This window comes from Rhodopseudomonas sp. G2_2311, assembly GCF_047501505.1.
GTDB classification, from domain to species: Bacteria; Pseudomonadota; Alphaproteobacteria; order Rhizobiales; family Xanthobacteraceae; genus Rhodopseudomonas; species Rhodopseudomonas palustris_H.
Genome location: NZ_JAZDRK010000014.1, coordinates 53,078 through 69,074, shown reverse-complemented (window position 1 = coordinate 69,074; position 15,997 = coordinate 53,078). Strand labels below are relative to the sequence as shown.

General features: G+C 66.3%; 17 protein-coding genes. 9 read left to right on the top strand and 8 right to left on the bottom strand.

Going from position 1 to position 15,997, the window contains the following annotated elements:
- Position 1: 1 nt before the first annotated feature.
- Positions 2-673: a dienelactone hydrolase family protein gene (locus VRZ08_RS17640; protein WP_264053735.1), complete on the bottom strand. Its 672-nt coding sequence runs from the start codon at positions 671-673 to the stop codon at positions 2-4.
- A 53-nt stretch (positions 674-726) separates the two neighbouring features.
- Positions 727-1,095 carry a hypothetical protein gene (locus tag VRZ08_RS17635; protein ID WP_414533347.1) on the bottom strand — a complete coding sequence of 123 codons (369 nt, stop codon included), beginning with the start codon at positions 1,093-1,095 and terminating at the stop codon, positions 727-729.
- A 219-nt stretch (positions 1,096-1,314) separates the two neighbouring features.
- Between VRZ08_RS17635 and VRZ08_RS17630 the strand changes: the two genes are divergently transcribed.
- Complete coding sequence (locus tag VRZ08_RS17630) at positions 1,315-2,418, top strand: HD domain-containing protein (protein ID WP_164638339.1); 1,104 nt, start codon at positions 1,315-1,317, stop codon at positions 2,416-2,418.
- A gap of 112 nt (positions 2,419-2,530) precedes the next feature.
- Here the strand turns inward: VRZ08_RS17630 and VRZ08_RS17625 are convergent, their stop codons facing one another.
- Positions 2,531-4,117 carry an AMP-binding protein gene (locus tag VRZ08_RS17625; protein WP_414533346.1) on the bottom strand — a complete coding sequence of 529 codons (1,587 nt, stop codon included), beginning with the start codon at positions 4,115-4,117 and terminating at the stop codon, positions 2,531-2,533.
- 277 nt (positions 4,118-4,394) lie between these two features.
- Between VRZ08_RS17625 and VRZ08_RS17620 the strand changes: the two genes are divergently transcribed.
- On the top strand, positions 4,395-4,673 hold the full coding sequence (locus VRZ08_RS17620) for a DUF3551 domain-containing protein (RefSeq protein WP_263990024.1): 279 nt from the start codon (positions 4,395-4,397) through the stop codon (positions 4,671-4,673).
- A 21-nt stretch (positions 4,674-4,694) separates the two neighbouring features.
- Here the strand turns inward: VRZ08_RS17620 and VRZ08_RS17615 are convergent, their stop codons facing one another.
- The 3 genes from VRZ08_RS17615 to VRZ08_RS17605 form a co-directional block, all read right to left on the bottom strand.
- Complete coding sequence (locus tag VRZ08_RS17615; RefSeq protein WP_414533345.1) at positions 4,695-4,922, bottom strand: FmdB family zinc ribbon protein; 228 nt, start codon at positions 4,920-4,922, stop codon at positions 4,695-4,697.
- Between the two features lie 83 nt (positions 4,923-5,005).
- Complete coding sequence (gene recQ, locus VRZ08_RS17610; RefSeq protein ID WP_414533344.1) at positions 5,006-6,856, bottom strand: DNA helicase RecQ; 1,851 nt, start codon at positions 6,854-6,856, stop codon at positions 5,006-5,008.
- Between the two features lie 75 nt (positions 6,857-6,931).
- Positions 6,932-7,285: a MerR family transcriptional regulator gene (locus tag VRZ08_RS17605; RefSeq protein WP_263990022.1), complete on the bottom strand. Its 354-nt coding sequence runs from the start codon at positions 7,283-7,285 to the stop codon at positions 6,932-6,934.
- 71 nt (positions 7,286-7,356) lie between these two features.
- Between VRZ08_RS17605 and VRZ08_RS17600 the strand changes: the two genes are divergently transcribed.
- A complete protein-coding gene (locus VRZ08_RS17600) occupies positions 7,357-7,731 on the top strand; it encodes an EthD domain-containing protein (protein ID WP_414533343.1) in 375 nt (124 codons plus the stop codon).
- 51 nt (positions 7,732-7,782) lie between these two features.
- Here the strand turns inward: VRZ08_RS17600 and VRZ08_RS17595 are convergent, their stop codons facing one another.
- Entirely contained in the window at positions 7,783-9,333 is a 1,551-nt protein-coding gene (locus VRZ08_RS17595; protein WP_414533342.1) for an AMP-binding protein, read from the bottom strand.
- Positions 9,334-9,459: 126 nt separating this feature from the next.
- Entirely contained in the window at positions 9,460-10,602 is a 1,143-nt protein-coding gene (locus VRZ08_RS17590) for an iron-containing alcohol dehydrogenase (protein ID WP_414533341.1), read from the bottom strand.
- 279 nt (positions 10,603-10,881) lie between these two features.
- On the opposite strand from VRZ08_RS17590, the gene VRZ08_RS17585 reads away from it, so the two are divergent.
- The 6 genes from VRZ08_RS17585 (at position 10,882) to VRZ08_RS17560 (ending at position 15,941) form a co-directional block, all read left to right on the top strand.
- Positions 10,882-11,757, top strand: coding sequence for an S-methyl-5'-thioadenosine phosphorylase (locus tag VRZ08_RS17585; protein ID WP_012497916.1), 876 nt, complete (start codon positions 10,882-10,884; stop codon positions 11,755-11,757).
- Positions 11,758-11,866: 109 nt separating this feature from the next.
- Positions 11,867-12,991, top strand: coding sequence for an S-methyl-5-thioribose-1-phosphate isomerase (gene mtnA, locus VRZ08_RS17580; protein WP_414533340.1), 1,125 nt, complete (start codon positions 11,867-11,869; stop codon positions 12,989-12,991).
- Between the two features lie 182 nt (positions 12,992-13,173).
- Complete coding sequence (locus VRZ08_RS17575) at positions 13,174-13,482, top strand: hypothetical protein (protein WP_011160351.1); 309 nt, start codon at positions 13,174-13,176, stop codon at positions 13,480-13,482.
- 82 nt (positions 13,483-13,564) lie between these two features.
- Positions 13,565-13,903, top strand: coding sequence for a PepSY domain-containing protein (locus tag VRZ08_RS17570; protein ID WP_164573471.1), 339 nt, complete (start codon positions 13,565-13,567; stop codon positions 13,901-13,903).
- Entirely contained in the window at positions 13,903-14,568 is a 666-nt protein-coding gene (locus VRZ08_RS17565; protein WP_107346761.1) for a response regulator transcription factor, read from the top strand. The genes VRZ08_RS17570 and VRZ08_RS17565 overlap by 1 nt, the downstream gene beginning before the upstream one ends.
- Positions 14,565-15,941: a sensor histidine kinase gene (locus VRZ08_RS17560; RefSeq protein ID WP_414533339.1), complete on the top strand. Its 1,377-nt coding sequence runs from the start codon at positions 14,565-14,567 to the stop codon at positions 15,939-15,941. The genes VRZ08_RS17565 and VRZ08_RS17560 overlap by 4 nt, the downstream gene beginning before the upstream one ends.
- The last annotated feature ends 56 nt before the right edge of the window (positions 15,942-15,997 follow it).

Sequence of the window (15,997 nt, the reverse complement as noted above, 5' to 3'; positions counted from 1 at the left end):
TTTACTTCAGATGCGCGGCGAAGAACGCCAGGCTGCGTTGCCACGCCAAGTCTGAGCTCGGCTTGTCGTAGCTGGCGCGTTCGTCGCAGCCGAAACCGTGCTGCGCGCCCGGATAGACCAGAATCTCGACCTCCGGCCGCTTGGTCCGGATCGCGTCGACGTCGCTGAGCGGAATCCCGGAATCCTTTTCGCCGAAATGCAATTGCGTCGGCACCAATGGCTTGTCGTCGGCGAAACGCACGATGGCGCCGCCGTAGTAGCCGACCGCAGCCTTCAGCCCGTGCAGCTTGGTGGCCGCCGCATAGGCGACGCTGCCGCCGAGGCAAAAACCGATGATGCCGACCGGGCCGATGCTGCTGACGGCGTCGATCGCTGCCTGGGTGTCGCGCAGCATCGCCGGCCAGTCCGGATTGGCGACGAACTTGCGTGCCACCGCGATCTCGTCCGGCGAATAGCCGCTCTGGAAATTGCGCTCGCTGCGATCGAAGATCGACGGCGCGAGAGCGACGTAGCCTTCAGCAGCGAGGCGGTCGCAGACGTTGCGGATGTGGTGATTGACGCCGAAGATCTCCTGGATCACCACGATCGCGGCTTTCGGCGTGCCGGCGGGATCGGCCCGATAACCGCCGAGTTCGAAACCGTCCGCAGCCTTCAGCGTGATGTCGTGTCCCACGGGTGATCCTTTGCGCGCGTTGATGATGAGATCGGTGCGACGTCGCCGGGCGGTTAGCGCCACATCCAGTTGCGGCCCCAGTCGCCCTTCCATCCTGCCAGCCGGCCGTGACGGAATTGCAGATACAGCCGGTCGCGGCGGTCGAAGAAGCCGCTGCCGCCCTGGGTGCGGATCACCATGAAAATCTCGTCGCCGGGTTTGCCGCTGACGTAGTTGAGCGGCATGCCGAGCGCTGCGGCCGCCTGGTTGGCATCCATGCCGAACACCAGCGGCGTGGTGTTGGAGAGTGTCGCGACGAACGGCGGCGGGACGATCACCGCAGGCTGTTGCGCGAACGCCGGCGCGGCCGATAGCAGCAGCGCGCCCGCCAGAGTTGCAGCACCACAGAACCGAGGTGCGATCGCTAGATTTGTCGCAGTCATCTGTCCCCGTTCCGCCCCATTCATCCCGGCACTCTGTCGCGGCAATCATAACGCTGCGGCTGGTCAGAGCGAGACCTCGCATAATCACGGTTTTGACATTGTATCAAATGTGAATCGCGAAGGTCACGGCTCGTTAACAACGCCCATTAATCTCAAGGAACCAGTTTTTCGTTAGTGTAAGGAGATTACCTGCCAACGGTAGCAATCCCGGTGACCTTCATGAATGCATTAGCCCGACAGCCCGCCTCCAACCCTGCGCCGCGCCGGCGTCTGTTGCTGGCGTCCGATCGCCGTGACGGCAGCGTCGACATCGCGGGCATTCTGGCGAGCGTGGCGGAGGTCGAGACCGTGCCGACGGCGCACCTGCCGGACGCGCCGGCGCGCGATCTGTCGGGCATTGTGGTCGATATCAATCTGCGCTCGGCCGACAGCGTGCAACTGGTTCGGCGCAAGCTGCTCGGCGGGGCCTATCAGCCGATGCCGCGGCTGTTCGTGCTCGCCGATGAGTTGCATCACGGCTCGATGCAGGCGTGGGCGCTCGGCGCTACCGATACCATCGCCCGTCCGTTCGATCCGCGCGATCTGTTGCAGCGGGTCCGCTCGGCGTTTCCCGATCCTTCCGAGGACACCGCGACCGCCCGCGCCGAAGCGCTGAGCGACGGCGTCACCGCCGCCCACAAGGTGCTGGTGAAGATCTTCGAGCGGCTGCACGGCAAGCCGCTGACGTTCCAGGACGTGATGCAGGCGGAAGGTCCGATCCTCAAAGCGATCAAACGCTCGTCGCTCCGGGAATGGCTCGCCACCGTCGGCCGCCATCACGACGAGAGCTATCGGCTGTGCCTGTTCGCGACCGGCTTCGCGGTGGCGTTCGCGCAATATCTCGGCATGCGCGAAGAGGATCAGCGCCGGCTGACCCGTGCGGCGCTGCTGTACGACGTCGGCAAGGCCTATGTGGACGTTTCGGCGCTCGACAATCTCGACAATCTGAAGGGCGAGTCGCTGCGCAAATATCGCGAGCATCCGCGGCTCGGCTACGAGGCGCTGGTCGCCGAAGGCAGCTTCCCGCGCGAGACGCTCGACGTCGTGCTGCACCATCACGAACTGCTCGACGGCTCGGGCTATCCGGACGGGCTGCACGGCGATCAGATCGCCGACATCGTCCGCATCACCACGATCGTCGATATCTTCGCGTCGCTGGTCGCGCCGCGCAAGAACCACAAGCCGATGTCGCCGCTGCAGGCCTTCATCACCATGGAGAACATGGGCGGTAAGATCGACCAGCGCCTGCTGCAGGCATTCCGCCCGGTGGCGATGGGCGGCTGATCGGGCCCTGTCATTTCCGGGACGCGCGAAGCGGACCCGGAACTGCTTCGTCCTGAACCTCGAGATTCCGGGTTCGCGCCTCGCGGCGCGCCCGGAATGACGTGAGGAATGATTACTCCGCCAGCATCTTGCGGAGTTCGGCTTTCGCCACCTTCTCCAGCGTCGAGCGCGGCATATCGTCGACCAGCCGCACTTCACGTGGCCGCTTGAAGTCGGCGAGCGCGGCCGCGCAGGCGGCGGTGATGCGATCGGCAAAATCCTGCGGCGCCGCGGCGACGCCGCCTTGCGGGATCACGAACACCACCGGCACTTCGTCGAGCATCGGGTGTTTCTTCGCCACCACCGCGGCTTCGCGCACGCCCGGCACGGTGATCACCACCTGTTCGATTTCGGACGCCGCGACATTCTCGCCGCCGACCTTCAGCATGTCCTTGGCGCGGTCGCCGAACCGAATTGCGCCGTGCTCGAGTCGCGTCACGCGGTCGCCGGTGATGAAGTAACCGAACTCATCGAAGCTGTCGCGCGTCGCCGCCTCGTTGTGCAGATACTCCTTGAACAGCGACAGTCCCGGCACGCCCTTGATCAGCAGATTGCCGGTGTCGCCGACGCGTGTCGGGGCGCCGTCGTCGCCGACAATGCGGATCGCGTATTCGGGCGCAGCGCGGCCGATCGACATCGGCGTGTTGGGCTGATCGGCTTCGGCGATGATGCCGTGGGTGATGGTCTCAGTCATGCCCCACCAGCCGATGATCTTGATTCCGAACGAGGCGAACGGCGGCGGTTCGGCGACCGCGGTGCCCCACAGCCGGAAGCGATGCGCCTTCGGGACCTCGTGCTCGAGCAGCGCCTTCATGCAGAATGGGATCGTCGACAGCCAGGTGCAGCCATGCTCCAGCGAGACCTTCCAGAAGCGGCTCGCGGAGAACCGCGGCTGCACCACCACGGTGCCGCCGACCCACAGCGTCGACAGCATCGAATAGGCCAGCGCATTGGTGTGGAACAGCGGCAGATACAACAGATGCACGTCATCGGCGCGCAGCGTCTGGTGTGCGGCGTTGATCTTGGCGCCCCACAGTGCGTTGGCGTGGGTCCACAGCACCGCCTTGGGTCGCGAGGTCGTGCCCGAGGTGTACTGCACGCTGCACGGCGCCAGCGGATCGGTCGGGCGACGCGGCCGATCGGCGCTGTCGCCAAACAGACTGTCGAACGAGTCGCCCTTTGCGACCGGCTGCGCTGCGATTGCTGCGCCTGGATCGTGTCCGATCACCGCCATCCATTTCAGCTTCTTGCAGTTGGTGGCCACCAGATCGGCATAGGCAGGCTGGGTGATGGCGGCGACCGCGCCGCAATGGTCGGCGAAGTACTCGATCTCTGCGGCGGCCGAGCGGGTGTTGGTGGTGACCGCAATTGCACCGAGCTCCGTGCAGGCGAACCAAGCGAGCAGGAATTCGACGCAATTGTCGAGATGGATCAGCAGGTAATCGCCCGGCTTGATGCCGCGCTTGGCGAGGCCGGCGGCGAGCGCGCCGACGCGCTCATGGAATTCGCCGTAGCTCCAGCTCCGCGACGGGCCGTCGAACGGCGCCGAGATCACGAAAGGATGCTCGCGCCGCGCCTCGGCGTGCAGCTTCAACAGCCACGGCACGTCCATTCCGTCGAATGGCGTCACCATGCCCGGCGCTTCGATCAGCTGCGACATGTCTCGTCCTCCCTTTGTCCCGCGCATGCTGCGCGTTGTTGTTGGCGTTCCGCGCTGCGCAATTCGCACGCGGTCGCATGATGGGAGGTTTGCCATCCGCCGCGACGGCGCGCAATCGGTCCGGCCGGCGTCACCGGATGCGCGGATCGCAAGGCTCAGCGCGCAGTGCGGCGGCGACGCGTCGCAGCTTCGATGATGCTTTTGTGAAAGCCGGTCCGGAACGGCACTCGGACGCTGCGGTTCTGTCTCGCATCGGTGACAACACAAGGAGAGCGAGATGAGACGTCTAGCATTGGCAGTGATGGCGCTCGGCGCACTTGGCGCGACGCAACTGATCGGCGCCCAGCCGGCGGCGGCGAGCGTCGAATATCCGTACTGCATCCAGGGCAAGCAGCAGGGCTATCCCGGCGACTGCAACTACGCCACCTACTCCTCCTGCCGCTTCACCGCGAGCGGTACCGGCGGCAACTGCGTCATGAATCCGCGCTACAGCGCGTGGGATCGCGGCTACGACAGCTACGGTTACGCGCCCGCCAACGCAGTCGGCGGTTATTGATCGGCTCGCGTGGGCGTGGTCCTAGAGACCGCGCTCCTTGCGGCTGAAATTCGACAAATGCCCCTCGCGCGCCGCCTGAGCGCGAGCGGCTTTCATCACGCTTTTGCTCTTGCCGGGCGGGGCGGGGCGAGACACCAGCCGCTCCATTCGCCGGCTGCCGCAGCCCGGGCACGGCGGCTTGTCGTCGAAGCCGACCAGCAATTCGCTGTCTTTGTCGCATTGCTTACAATGGAAGCCGTAGAGCGGCATCGCGACACCTCCTGAAGTCCGTCAGGAGAAGCTGTGCAGGATCCGGACCACTTCCTTTAGGCTGGCGATGATCCGGCGGCCGGTTAGCGGCGTCCGCCGATCACCGCCAGCAGCGCGGTGCCGTAATGCTCGAGCTTCTTGTCGCCAATGCCCGGAATGCCCCGCATCTCGTCCAGCGTTCGCGGTTTCGCCGCGGCCAGCCCGTCGATCGTGGCATCGTGCAGCACCACATAGGCCGGCACGCCGCGAGCCTTGGCCACTTCAGACCGCCACGCCTTCAGCGCGGCAAACAGCTCTGGATCGCCGCTGGTCTCGCGCTGGGCGCTGCCGACCAGATCGCCGCGGCGCGATTTCGACCGCGGCGGCCGGCCGGTCTGCTCGCGCAGCGCCACCTCCGACTCGCCTTTCAGCACCGCACGCGAGGTCTCGGTCAGTTTCAGCGCGCCGAACGCTTCGCTGTCCGGTGCCAGATGCCCGAGCGACACCAGTTGCCGGATCACCGCGCGCCATTGTTTCTCGCCAAACTCGCCGCCGATGCCGAACACCGACAGTTTGTCGTGGCCGAATTGAGAAACGCGCTCGGTCAGCCGGCCGAGCAGCACGTCGATCAGGTGCTGAGCGCCGAACCGCTGCCCGGTGCGATAGGCGCAGGACAGCAGCTTCTGCGCCGCCACCGTGCCGTCGATCACCTTCGGCGGGTTCAGGCAGTTGTCGCAATTGCCGCAGTGCGGGTGCGGCGAGGTCTCACCGAAATAGCCGAGCAGCCGCGTGCGCCGGCAGCCGGTGGATTCGCACAAACCGACCAGCGCATCGAGCTTGCCCATCGACACCCGCTTGAAGGCGTCCGAGCCGCTGCTCTCGTCGATCATCCGGCGCTGCTGCACGATGTCGGACAGGCCATAGGCCATCCAGGCGTCGGACGGCTTGCCATCGCGGCCGGCGCGTCCGGTCTCCTGGTAATAGGCCTCGATGCTCTTCGGCAGATCGAGATGCGCGACGAACCGCACGTCCGGTTTGTCGATCCCCATACCGAACGCGATCGTGGCGACGATCACGATGCCGTCCTCGTTGAGGAAGCGGTCCTGGTTGCGCGCGCGAACGTCCGGCGGCAGGCCGGCGTGATACGGCAGCGCGGTGAGGCCGGATTTGCTCAGCGTCTCGGCGATGTCCTCCACCTTGGCGCGTGACAGGCAATACACCACGCCGGAATGGCCGCGGTGGCGGTCGTCGATAAAGGCTTTGAGTTGGGCCGGTGCGTTCTGCTTGTCGACGATGGTGTAGCGAATGTTCGGCCGGTCGAAGCTCGACACGAAGCACGGTGCATCCGTTAGTGACAGCCGCTCGGCGATCTCGCGCCGGGTCAGCGCGTCGGCGGTCGCGGTGAGCGCGATCCGCGGCACGTTCGGAAACTTCTCGGCGATGGCCGAGAGGCCGACATATTCGGGACGGAAGTCGTGGCCCCATTGCGACACGCAATGCGCCTCGTCGATCGCAAACAGCGAGAGCTTGGCTTTGGCCAGCAGCGACAGGCAGCGCGGTGTCAGCAATCGCTCGGGCGCGACATAGAGCAGATCGAGTTCGCCATTGAGGAGTTGCCGCTCGATCTCGTTGGCCTCGTCGTAGGACAGCATCGAATTCAGCGCGGCGGCGCGCACGCCGCTCTCCAGCAGCCCGGCCACCTGGTCGCGCATCAGCGCAATCAGCGGCGATACCACCACGCCGCAGCCGTCGCGCAGCAGTGCCGGCAATTGGTAACACAGCGACTTGCCGCCGCCGGTCGGCATCAACACCAGCGCATCGCCACCACCGGCGACGTGCCGCACGATCGCTTCCTGCTGGCCGCGGAACGACGGCAGCCCGAACACGTGGTTGAGAACCGACAGCGCCCGGGCGTCGAGGTCGTCGTCGGTGTGGCGCGAAACCGGAGCGATCATGGGAGGCAGGCGAAGCAGGACATCTGCTGCATATAGCCGAAACTGTGAGATTCGCCTGCTGCGATGGCGCGGCGGTCACCGCAGCGGAGTCTGCTCCAGATAGGCGCGCAGCAAGCGGCGACTGGCCGCCAGCGCGGCGATCTGGCCGTCGATTTCAGCGAGCCGCCGGCGAATACCGTCGCGGAACGCCGGGCAGGGCCGGAATCCGCCCGAATCCGGCTCGGCGCAGGGCAGCAGCAGCCGGATCTTCGCCAGCGTCAGCCCGGCGGCTTGCAGCGTGGTGATTCGCTGCACGGTCGTGATGTCGGCCGGACGGTACAGCCGGTACCCCGCTGGCGAGCGGCCGGGCCGCAACAACCCCTCCGTCTCGTAATAGCGCAGCATCCGCGCGCTGACGCCGCAGCGGCGCGCCAATTCCCCGATCTGCATCGCGGCCTCTTGACCCTGACAACGCTGTCAAAGCGTAGCCTCGGAGCCGCCCACAAGCCAAGAGAGGACCGATGCTCAAGCTCACGATGTTCGTCCGGCGCCTGCCGGAGCTGTCGCGTGACCAGTTCGACAGCCATTGGCTTGATCGCCACGGCCCCCTGGTGCGGTCGCACCAGCAGGTGCTGCGAATCCGGCGCTATGTGCAAACCGTGCCGCTGCCAGATCCGGCCCAGCAATCGATCCGCGCCAGCCGCGGCTTGGCGGCCGCCGATTACGACGGCTGCGGCGAATTGTGGTGGGACAGTTTCGACGACCACAGCTCCGCCCGGGCCTCGCCGGAGGGCCTGGCGGCGCTGCGCGAACTAATCGCCGACGAGCGCAGATTCGTCGATCTGTCGCGCTCTATTGCCTGGTACGGCACCGAGCGGCTCATCATTCCGGACTGACGCAACGCGCCGTCTGCGGGCGGGCCGAGGCGCCGGTCGCAACCGGCTGCATCACACGATCCGGCTGTTCTTGTTGCCCCAGTATCTGTCGCGCAGCAGGCGCTTGTAGAGTTTGCCGGTGGGGAGCCGTGGCAGTTCGTCCATGAAGTCGATCGAGCGCGGCACCTTCTGCCGCGACAATGATTGCGCGCAGAACGCGATCAGCTCTGCGGCCAGATCGGCACCGGTGGCGACGCCCGGCATCGGTTGCACCACCGCCTTGACCTCCTCGCCGAGATCCTCATTCGGCACGCCGAACACCGCGGCATCCGCGACCTTGGGGTGAGTGATCAAGAGGTTCTCGCACTCCTGCGGATAGATGTTCACCCCGCCCGAGATGATCATGAAGGTGGCACGATCGGTGAGGTGTAGGTAACCGTCGTCATCGACATAGCCGACGTCGCCGACGGTGCTCATGCTGCCGTCTTTGGAGCGAGCTTCCTGGGTCTTCTTCGGGTCGTTGAAGTACTCGAACGGCGTCGCGGTCTTGAACCAGATCTGCCCGGGCATGCCCTTCGGGCACGGCTTCATGCCGTCGTCGAGGATATGCAGGTCGCCGAACATCACCTTGCCGACCGTGCCGCGATGCGCAAGCCATTCGGCGCTGTTGCAGGCGGTGAAGCCGAGCCCTTCGGTGGCGCCGTAGTATTCGTGGATGATCGGTCCCCACCATTCGATCATCTGTTCCTTGACCTGCGGCGGGCAGGGCGCTGCGGCGTGGATTGCCACTTCCAGCGTCGACAGATCGTAGGCCTTCCGCACCTCTTCAGGCAGCTTCAGCATCCGCGAGAACATCGTCGGCACGAGCTGGCTGTGCGTGACCTTGTGCTTCCCGATCAGCGCCAGATACTGCTCCGGATCGAAGTGCTCCATGATGATCACGGTGCCGCCGTCGCGGATGGTGAGGCCGACCGCAGCCTGCGGCGCCGAGTGATACAGCGGCGCGGGCGACAGATAGATCATGCCGTCGCGATACTTCCACAGCATGTTGAGGAAGTGGAACAGCGGCAGCGGTTCGGACGGCGGCTGCTCCGGCAGCGGGCGCAGGATGCCCTTCGGCCGGCCGGTGGTGCCGGACGAATACAGCATCGCAGTGCCGAGGCTTTCGTCGGCGATCGGCGTGTCCGGCAGGTTCTTGGTCGCGTCGGCGAGCCCGACGATCCGCTCGCTCTCGCCGTCACCGTCGACCACCACGCACAGCGTGACGTTGGGGCATTCCTTCAGCGCTTCGCGGGCGACGTCGAGCTTGGCTTTCGAGGTGATCAGCGCGCGCGATTCGCTGTTGGTCAGGATGTAGGCGAGCTCGGCCGGCGTCAGGTATGAGTTGACGCAGGTGTAATAATAGCCGCTGCGCTCGCCGGCGGCGCACGCCTCGATGTAGCGGTTGTTGTTCTCCATGAAGATCGAATAGTGGTCGAGCCGCTGAAGGCCGTGATTGCGCAACAGATGCGCCAGACGGTTGCTGCGAGCCTCGAGTTCGGCATAGCTCACCGTTTCTCCGGTCGAAGCCATGATGAAGGCGGGATGGTCGGGGCGGGTCTTCGCGAACTGGCCGGGATACATCGTGCTCCTCGTTCGTCAGTGTCTATTCATCCGTCATTGCGAGCGAAGCGAAGCAATCCAGGGGCCGTGCACTGGGCTGGATTGCTTCGTCGCTTCGCTCCTCGCAATGACGGCGATGGTGATGGCTCACGCCGCGAGCTCCAGGATCTCCCGGACCTGCGCCGGTCCTTCGATCGGGCGCGGATTGCGCGGCACCCATGGGGTGCCCATTGCCTGGGTGGCGATCCGCTCGAAATGCTCGGGCCCGACGTTCACTTCGCGCAAGCTGCGCGGCATGCCGAGCACCCGGATCAGCGCGTCGAGCACGTCGCCAGCGTCTTCGCCGGGATGTCCCATCGCGGCGGCAACCAGCGCCTGGCGGTCGCGATTGCCGGACTTGTTCCAGCGCATCACCGCCGGCAGCATGATGCAGGAGGTATGGCCGTGTGGCACGTCGAACACCGCGCCGAGCACATAGCCGATGCCGTGGCTGGCTCCCATCGGCACGCCGGACGACAGCGCGCCCATCGACAGCCAGGTGCCGATCTGACAATCGAGCCGGGCGTCGAGGTCGGTTGGGTCGGCTTTCACCCGCGGCAGCCCCGCGGCGAGCATCGAAAGGCCGCGTAGCGCCTGGGCGTCGCCGTAAGGGTGTGCCTCGCGTGAACAGATCGCTTCGACGCAGTGGTCCACGGCGCGGATACCGGTCGACAGAAACAGCCATTCCGGCGTGTGCAGGGTAATGGCCGGATCGAGGATCGCGGCGCGCGGCATCGTCAGCGGATGCGCCAGCCTCTCCTTCACCCTGGTGGCTTCGTTGGTGACGCCCGCGATGGCACTGAATTCGCCACCCGAGATCGTGGTCGGGACGCTGATCTGACGGACTTTGGGGGCGACAGGCGCGTTGATGTTGCGGACGCGGTCGATCTCGGCGGCGCTTGAGATGTCGTTGGCAAGGCAGATCTGCACCGCCTTGGCGGCGTCGGTGATCGAGCCGCCGCCGACGGTGACGATGATGTCGGCCTGGATGGCGCGGGCCTGTTCGGTGGCGGCGATGACTGCCGCGCGCGGCGTATGCGCCGGCATCGCGTCGAACACCCCGGCGCAGCGGCTGCCGAGCGCATCTTTAATCTTGACGATTTCATCGGTGGTGCGGTTCAGCGTCCCCGACACCATCAGCAGCGCGCGCTGTGCGCCGATGCGGTCGAGCTGAGCGGCGAGCGCCTCCGCCGCCGGCTGACCGTAGACGACCTCCTCCATGGCGCCGAACACGACGCGTCCAGTCATCACGTTGTTTCTCTCCCCTTGGCCGCTTTTGCGTGGCCTTAGCGATGATCCTAATCCGATCGTCGTAGGTTCGGGAACAGGAAAATTCGTCGCGGCGACGGCGCGTCATGGGCGTGTCCGATACCACGGTATGATAAGACGTTTGGCTGATCCGCCGCCGTAAGGGGTTGTCGCTGCCCCGCCCGCATGTTGAATGCGGCGGCAGATTTTGTTGTGACGCGTTTTCTTCACGCGAACCGGTGACCACTTCGCTCGAAAACGCTTTCGTCGGGGAGACAGTCCATGACTAAGGCCGTGCTCGGCATTATCGGCGGCTCCGGGATCTATGATTTGCCCGGGCTGGAAGACGTCCGAGAGGAAGCGATCGCGAGCCCGTGGGGCCAGCCGTCTTCCGCGGTTCGGCGCGGCAATATCGCCGGCCTGCCGATCGTGTTCATGCCGCGCCATGACAAGGGCCACCGGCTGTCGCCCTCCGACATCAACTACCGTGCCAATATCGACGTGCTGAAGCGCGCCGGCGTCACCGACCTGATCTCGCTGTCGGCCTGCGGCTCGTTCAAGGAAGAGCTGCCGCCCGGCACCTTCGTGCTGGTCGATCAGTTCGTCGACCGCACCTACAAGCGCGAAAGCTCGTTCTTCGGCAAAGGCTGCGTCGCCCACGTCTCGATGGCGCATCCGGTGAGCCCGCGGCTGCGCATCCACCTTGCGGCTGCGGCGGAGGCCGAGGGCATTCCGGTGGCGCGCGGCGGCACGTACCTCTGCATGGAAGGGCCGCAGTTCTCCAGCTACGCGGAGAGCATGACCTACAAGCAGCTCGGCTATTCGGTGATCGGCATGACCAACATGCCGGAGGCCAAGCTCGCCCGTGAGGCGGAAATTTGCTACGCGACGGTGGCGATGGTCACCGATTTCGACTGCTGGCACCCGGACCATGACGCGGTGACGGTGCAGGACATCGTCCGCGTTCTCACCTCCAATGCCGAGAAGGCCAAGAGCCTGGTGGCGCGGCTGGCACAGGACTTCCCGCGCGAGCACGAGGAATGCCCGATCGGCTCCGACCGCGCCCTCGATGCCGCCTTCATCACCGCCCCCGAAGCGCGCGATCCGGAACTGCTGAAGAAGCTCGACGCGGTGGCCGGGCGGGTTTTGAAGGCGTAAACCTCGTCATTGCGAGGAGCGGAAGCGACGAAGCAGTCCAGTGCTGGCATGTGAATTTCTGGACTGCTTCGCTTGCTCGCAATGACCGATTCGATCTCAGCGAGGCACCATGAAAGTCGACGGCAAGCATACCCGCACGATCTGGCTCGAGGCTGATGGCTGGACCGTCGGCACTATCGATCAGCGCCGGCTGCCGCACGACTACGTGGTGGTGAAGCTGACCAGCTCCGATGACGAGGCCGATGCGATCCGCACCATGCTGGTGCGCGGCGCGCCGCTGATCGGCGCGACCGCGGCCTATGGCATGGCGCTGGCAATGCGTGAGGATGCCTCCGACGCCGGGCTCGATGCCGCCTACGCCAAGCTGGTCGCAACCCGGCCGACCGCTATCAATCTGAAGTGGGCGCTCGACGAGATGCGCCGTGCGCTCGCCCCAATTCAGCCGGCGGATCGCGTCGCGGCGGCGTATCGGCGTGCCGGTGAGATCGCCGACGAAGACGTTGCGATCAATCAGGCGATCGGCGCCAGCGGCCTGAAGCTGATCGAGGCGATCGCGGCGACCAAGAAGCCCGGCGAGCGGGTCAATGTGCTGACCCATTGCAACGCCGGCTGGCTCGCCACCGTCGATTGGGGCACCGCGACCGCGCCGATCTATCAGGCGTTCGATGCAGGTATTCCGATCCACGTCTATGCTGACGAGACCCGCCCGCGTAACCAGGGCGCGTCGCTCACCGCCTGGGAGCTCGGCCATCACGGCGTCGATCACACCGTCATTCCGGACAATACCGGCGGTCATTTGATGCAGCACGGGCTGGTCGATATCGTCATCGTCGGCACCGACCGCGTCACCGCCGACGGTGATGTCTGCAACAAGATCGGCACCTATCTGAAAGCGCTGGCGGCGGCCGACAACAAGGTGCCGTTCTACGTCGCGCTGCCGTCGCCGACGATCGACTTCACCATCCACGACGGCGTCCGCGAAATCCCGATCGAGCAGCGCGAGGCCGCGGAAGTGACCGATATGACCGGCCGTACCAGTGACGGACGGATCGAGACGGTGCGGATCGTGCCGCAGGGGTCAAAGGTCGCCAATTACGGCTTCGACGTCACCCCGGCGCGGCTCGTCACCGGCCTGATCACCGAGCGCGGCGTGCTGAAAGCCGATCGTGCCGCGCTGGCTGCCGCCTTCCCGGAGCGGGCGGCCCAGGCCAAGGAACTCCTGCGGGCGTCCTGAGTTCGTTCGGCTACGGCTTTTCGGCCGGAGCGCACCACCTCACCGGTATTGCTGCCTCGAAACGGCGTGCCGCGCGGCCGATCGCCGCGTAACCCTGTGGAAACGCTCTCGCGCTCGCCACCTTTGTGGCTATGCTGGATTCGCGCCGGAGCCGACCCGCGCGCGCCCCAAGGACACGCATCATGACCGATCAATCCAGGCCGCCGGAGCGGCCGCGCTATGAGCCGGAGATCATTCCGCCCGGACAGACCCACGATCCGATGGGGACGCGGATTTTCATCGACCAGAACACTACCGAGCACGTCTTCGTCGGCAAAGTCGGTCCGCTCGGGCTGTTTTTGATGGCGCTGGCGATTGGGGCGGTGATTGCGGTGGTGCTCGTGCTGCTGCTCGGGGCGTTCCTGTTGTGGATTCCCGTGGTCGGGCTGCTGATCGCCGCCGGGCTGGTGGCCGGGGTGCTGCGGCCGTTGTTTTCGCGGAACGGCGGCTGACGCCGGGTTTGATCATTGTCAGCGTGCGGTCAGCGGCCGGGCGTCAGACTGGCAGTTTCGAAACGAGCCGGCCGAAGCACCGATGGGGCGCCTGTTCATTTTCATCTTCGCAGCCCTGATCGCCGCGGCACCGCTGCCGTCGGCGCGCCTGCTCGCGCATGAGCACAATCACGGCGCCCATGACCACCGCCAGGATCATGACGAAGCCCGCCTCGCTGTCGAGCGCGGCGAAATCCGCCCCCTCGCCGAACTGCTCGGCCAGATTCGCGACAAGCTCCCCGGCGAGATCACCGGGGTCGAGATCGAACGCCACCACGATCAGTGGCTGTACGAGTTCATCGTGGTCGACAAGGCCGGCCGGCTGTACGAAGTCTATGTCGATGGGCGCAGTGGCGAGATCCGGCGCACCAAGGAGAAGTGATGCGGGTGCTGGTGGTCGAGGACGACAGCCGGATCGCGTCGGAGTTGGCGCGCGGCCTCGGCGAAGCCGGTTACCTTACCGAGATCGTCGGTGACGGCGAAGAGGCGTGGTTTCGCGGCGATACCGAAGATTACGCCGCCATCATCCTCGACCTCGGCCTGCCGGGGCTCGACGGCCTCACCATCCTGAAGCGCTGGCGCGACAATGGCCGCCTCACCCCGGTGCTGATCCTCACCGCCCGCGGCAGCTGGGCCGAACGGGTCGACGGCATCGATGCCGGCGCCGACGATTACCTGCCAAAGCCGTTCCAGATGGAGGAGCTGCTGGCTCGGTTGCGCTCGATCGTGCGGCGCTCGGCCGGCCATGCCTCGTCGGTGGTCACCATCGGCGAGGTCACGCTCGACGAGCGGCAGATGCAGGTCAGCGTCGGCGGCAAGCCGGTGTCGCTGTCGCCGCTGGAATACCGGCTGGCGTCCTATCTGGTGCTGCATCGCGGCCGGGTGGTGTCGCAATACGAGCTTGCCGAGAACATCTACGGCCAGGACGACGCCCATGATTCCAACGCCATCGAGGTGCTGGTCGGCCGGGTCCGCCGCAAGATCGGCACTGAGCTGATCGAGACCCGGCGCGGCTTCGGCTACATCGTGCCGGACGAGCGTCCATGAAGCACAGCTCGCTGCGGCTGCGGTTGATCGCCGGTGGGGCTGCGGCGATCCTAGTCGCCCTCAGCATTGCCGGTTTCGCGCTCACGATCTTGTTCGAGCGCCACGTCACCCGCACCATCGCGGACGATCTCGAAGTGTCGCTGAAGCAGCTGCTCGCCGGCATCGAGGCCGGGCCGGACGGAAAGCTTGTGGTGGTGCGTCCGCCGACCGATCCGCGGTTCTCCGAGCCGCTGTCCGGGTTGTACTGGCAGGTCGGCGACGACGGCGACCAGCTCGTCCGCTCGCGCTCGCTGTGGGACGACCGGCTGACGGTGCCGATCGATCAGCCCGGCCCCGGGGAAGTCCATCATCACGACATCGCCGGCCCGTTCGGCTCGCGTCTGTCGATCGTCGAGCGCCGCGTGCAGCTCACCATGGGCGGCAAGAGCGTCCCGATCCGGGCCGCGGTGGCTGTCGATCTGGCGCGGGTCGATGCGGCCGGCAAGGCGTTCGCGCGCGATCTCGTGGTCGCGCTCGGCCTGCTCGGCGTGGTGCTGGCGCTCGCCACCTCGGTGCAGGTGATGCTCGGCTTGCGGCCGCTCGCGGCGTTGCGCCGCGACGTCGCCGCGATCCGCTCCGGCCGCAGCAGCCGGCTGCCCGAGGCGGTGCCGGACGAAGTCCGCCCGCTGGTCGAGGAGGTCAACGCACTACTCGAAGCCCAGGCGCGCGAGATCGACCGCTCGCGCGACCGCGCCGCCGATCTCGCCCATGGCCTGAAGACGCCGCTGGCCGCGCTCGCCGGCGATGCGGCGCGGCTGCGCGAGCGCGGCGAGGACAAGCTCGCACGCGATATCGAAGCGGTGGGCGCGGCGATGAGCCGGCATGTCGACCGCGAACTGGCGCGTGCCCGGCTGCGCGGTGCGGTGCGACGCGGCGAGAGCGTCGCGGTCGAGCTGCTGCCGCTGGTGCGCTCCCTGGTGACGATCCAGTCGCGCACCCCGGCCGGCCGCGCGATCGACTACGCCATCGAGGTTGCCGACTACGTTGCGGTGCCGATCGAGCGCACCGATTTGGCCGAGGTGCTCGGCAATCTGCTCGACAACGCCACCCGCCACGCCAAGTCGCTGGTCCGGATCGGCACCGCCTGCGACGCCGACGAATTCTGCATCGTGATCGAAGACGACGGCGAGGGCTTGGACGAAGCGGCGCGCACCGAGGTGCTGTCGCGCGGCATCCGGCTCGATCAGCGCGGCGAGGGCGCGGGGCTCGGCCTTGCCATTGTTCAGGACGTGCTCGACGCCTATGGCTGGGGCCTGCGGCTGTCGCGCTCCGAACTCGGCGGTCTCAAAGCCTGCTGCTGCTCCGCGGTGGCCTCGGCCGGTCCCGGCATCTAGACCGGCGCCGCGATCTTGCCATCGCGCCCGACAGCGCTATATCCCGGTTTTCCCTC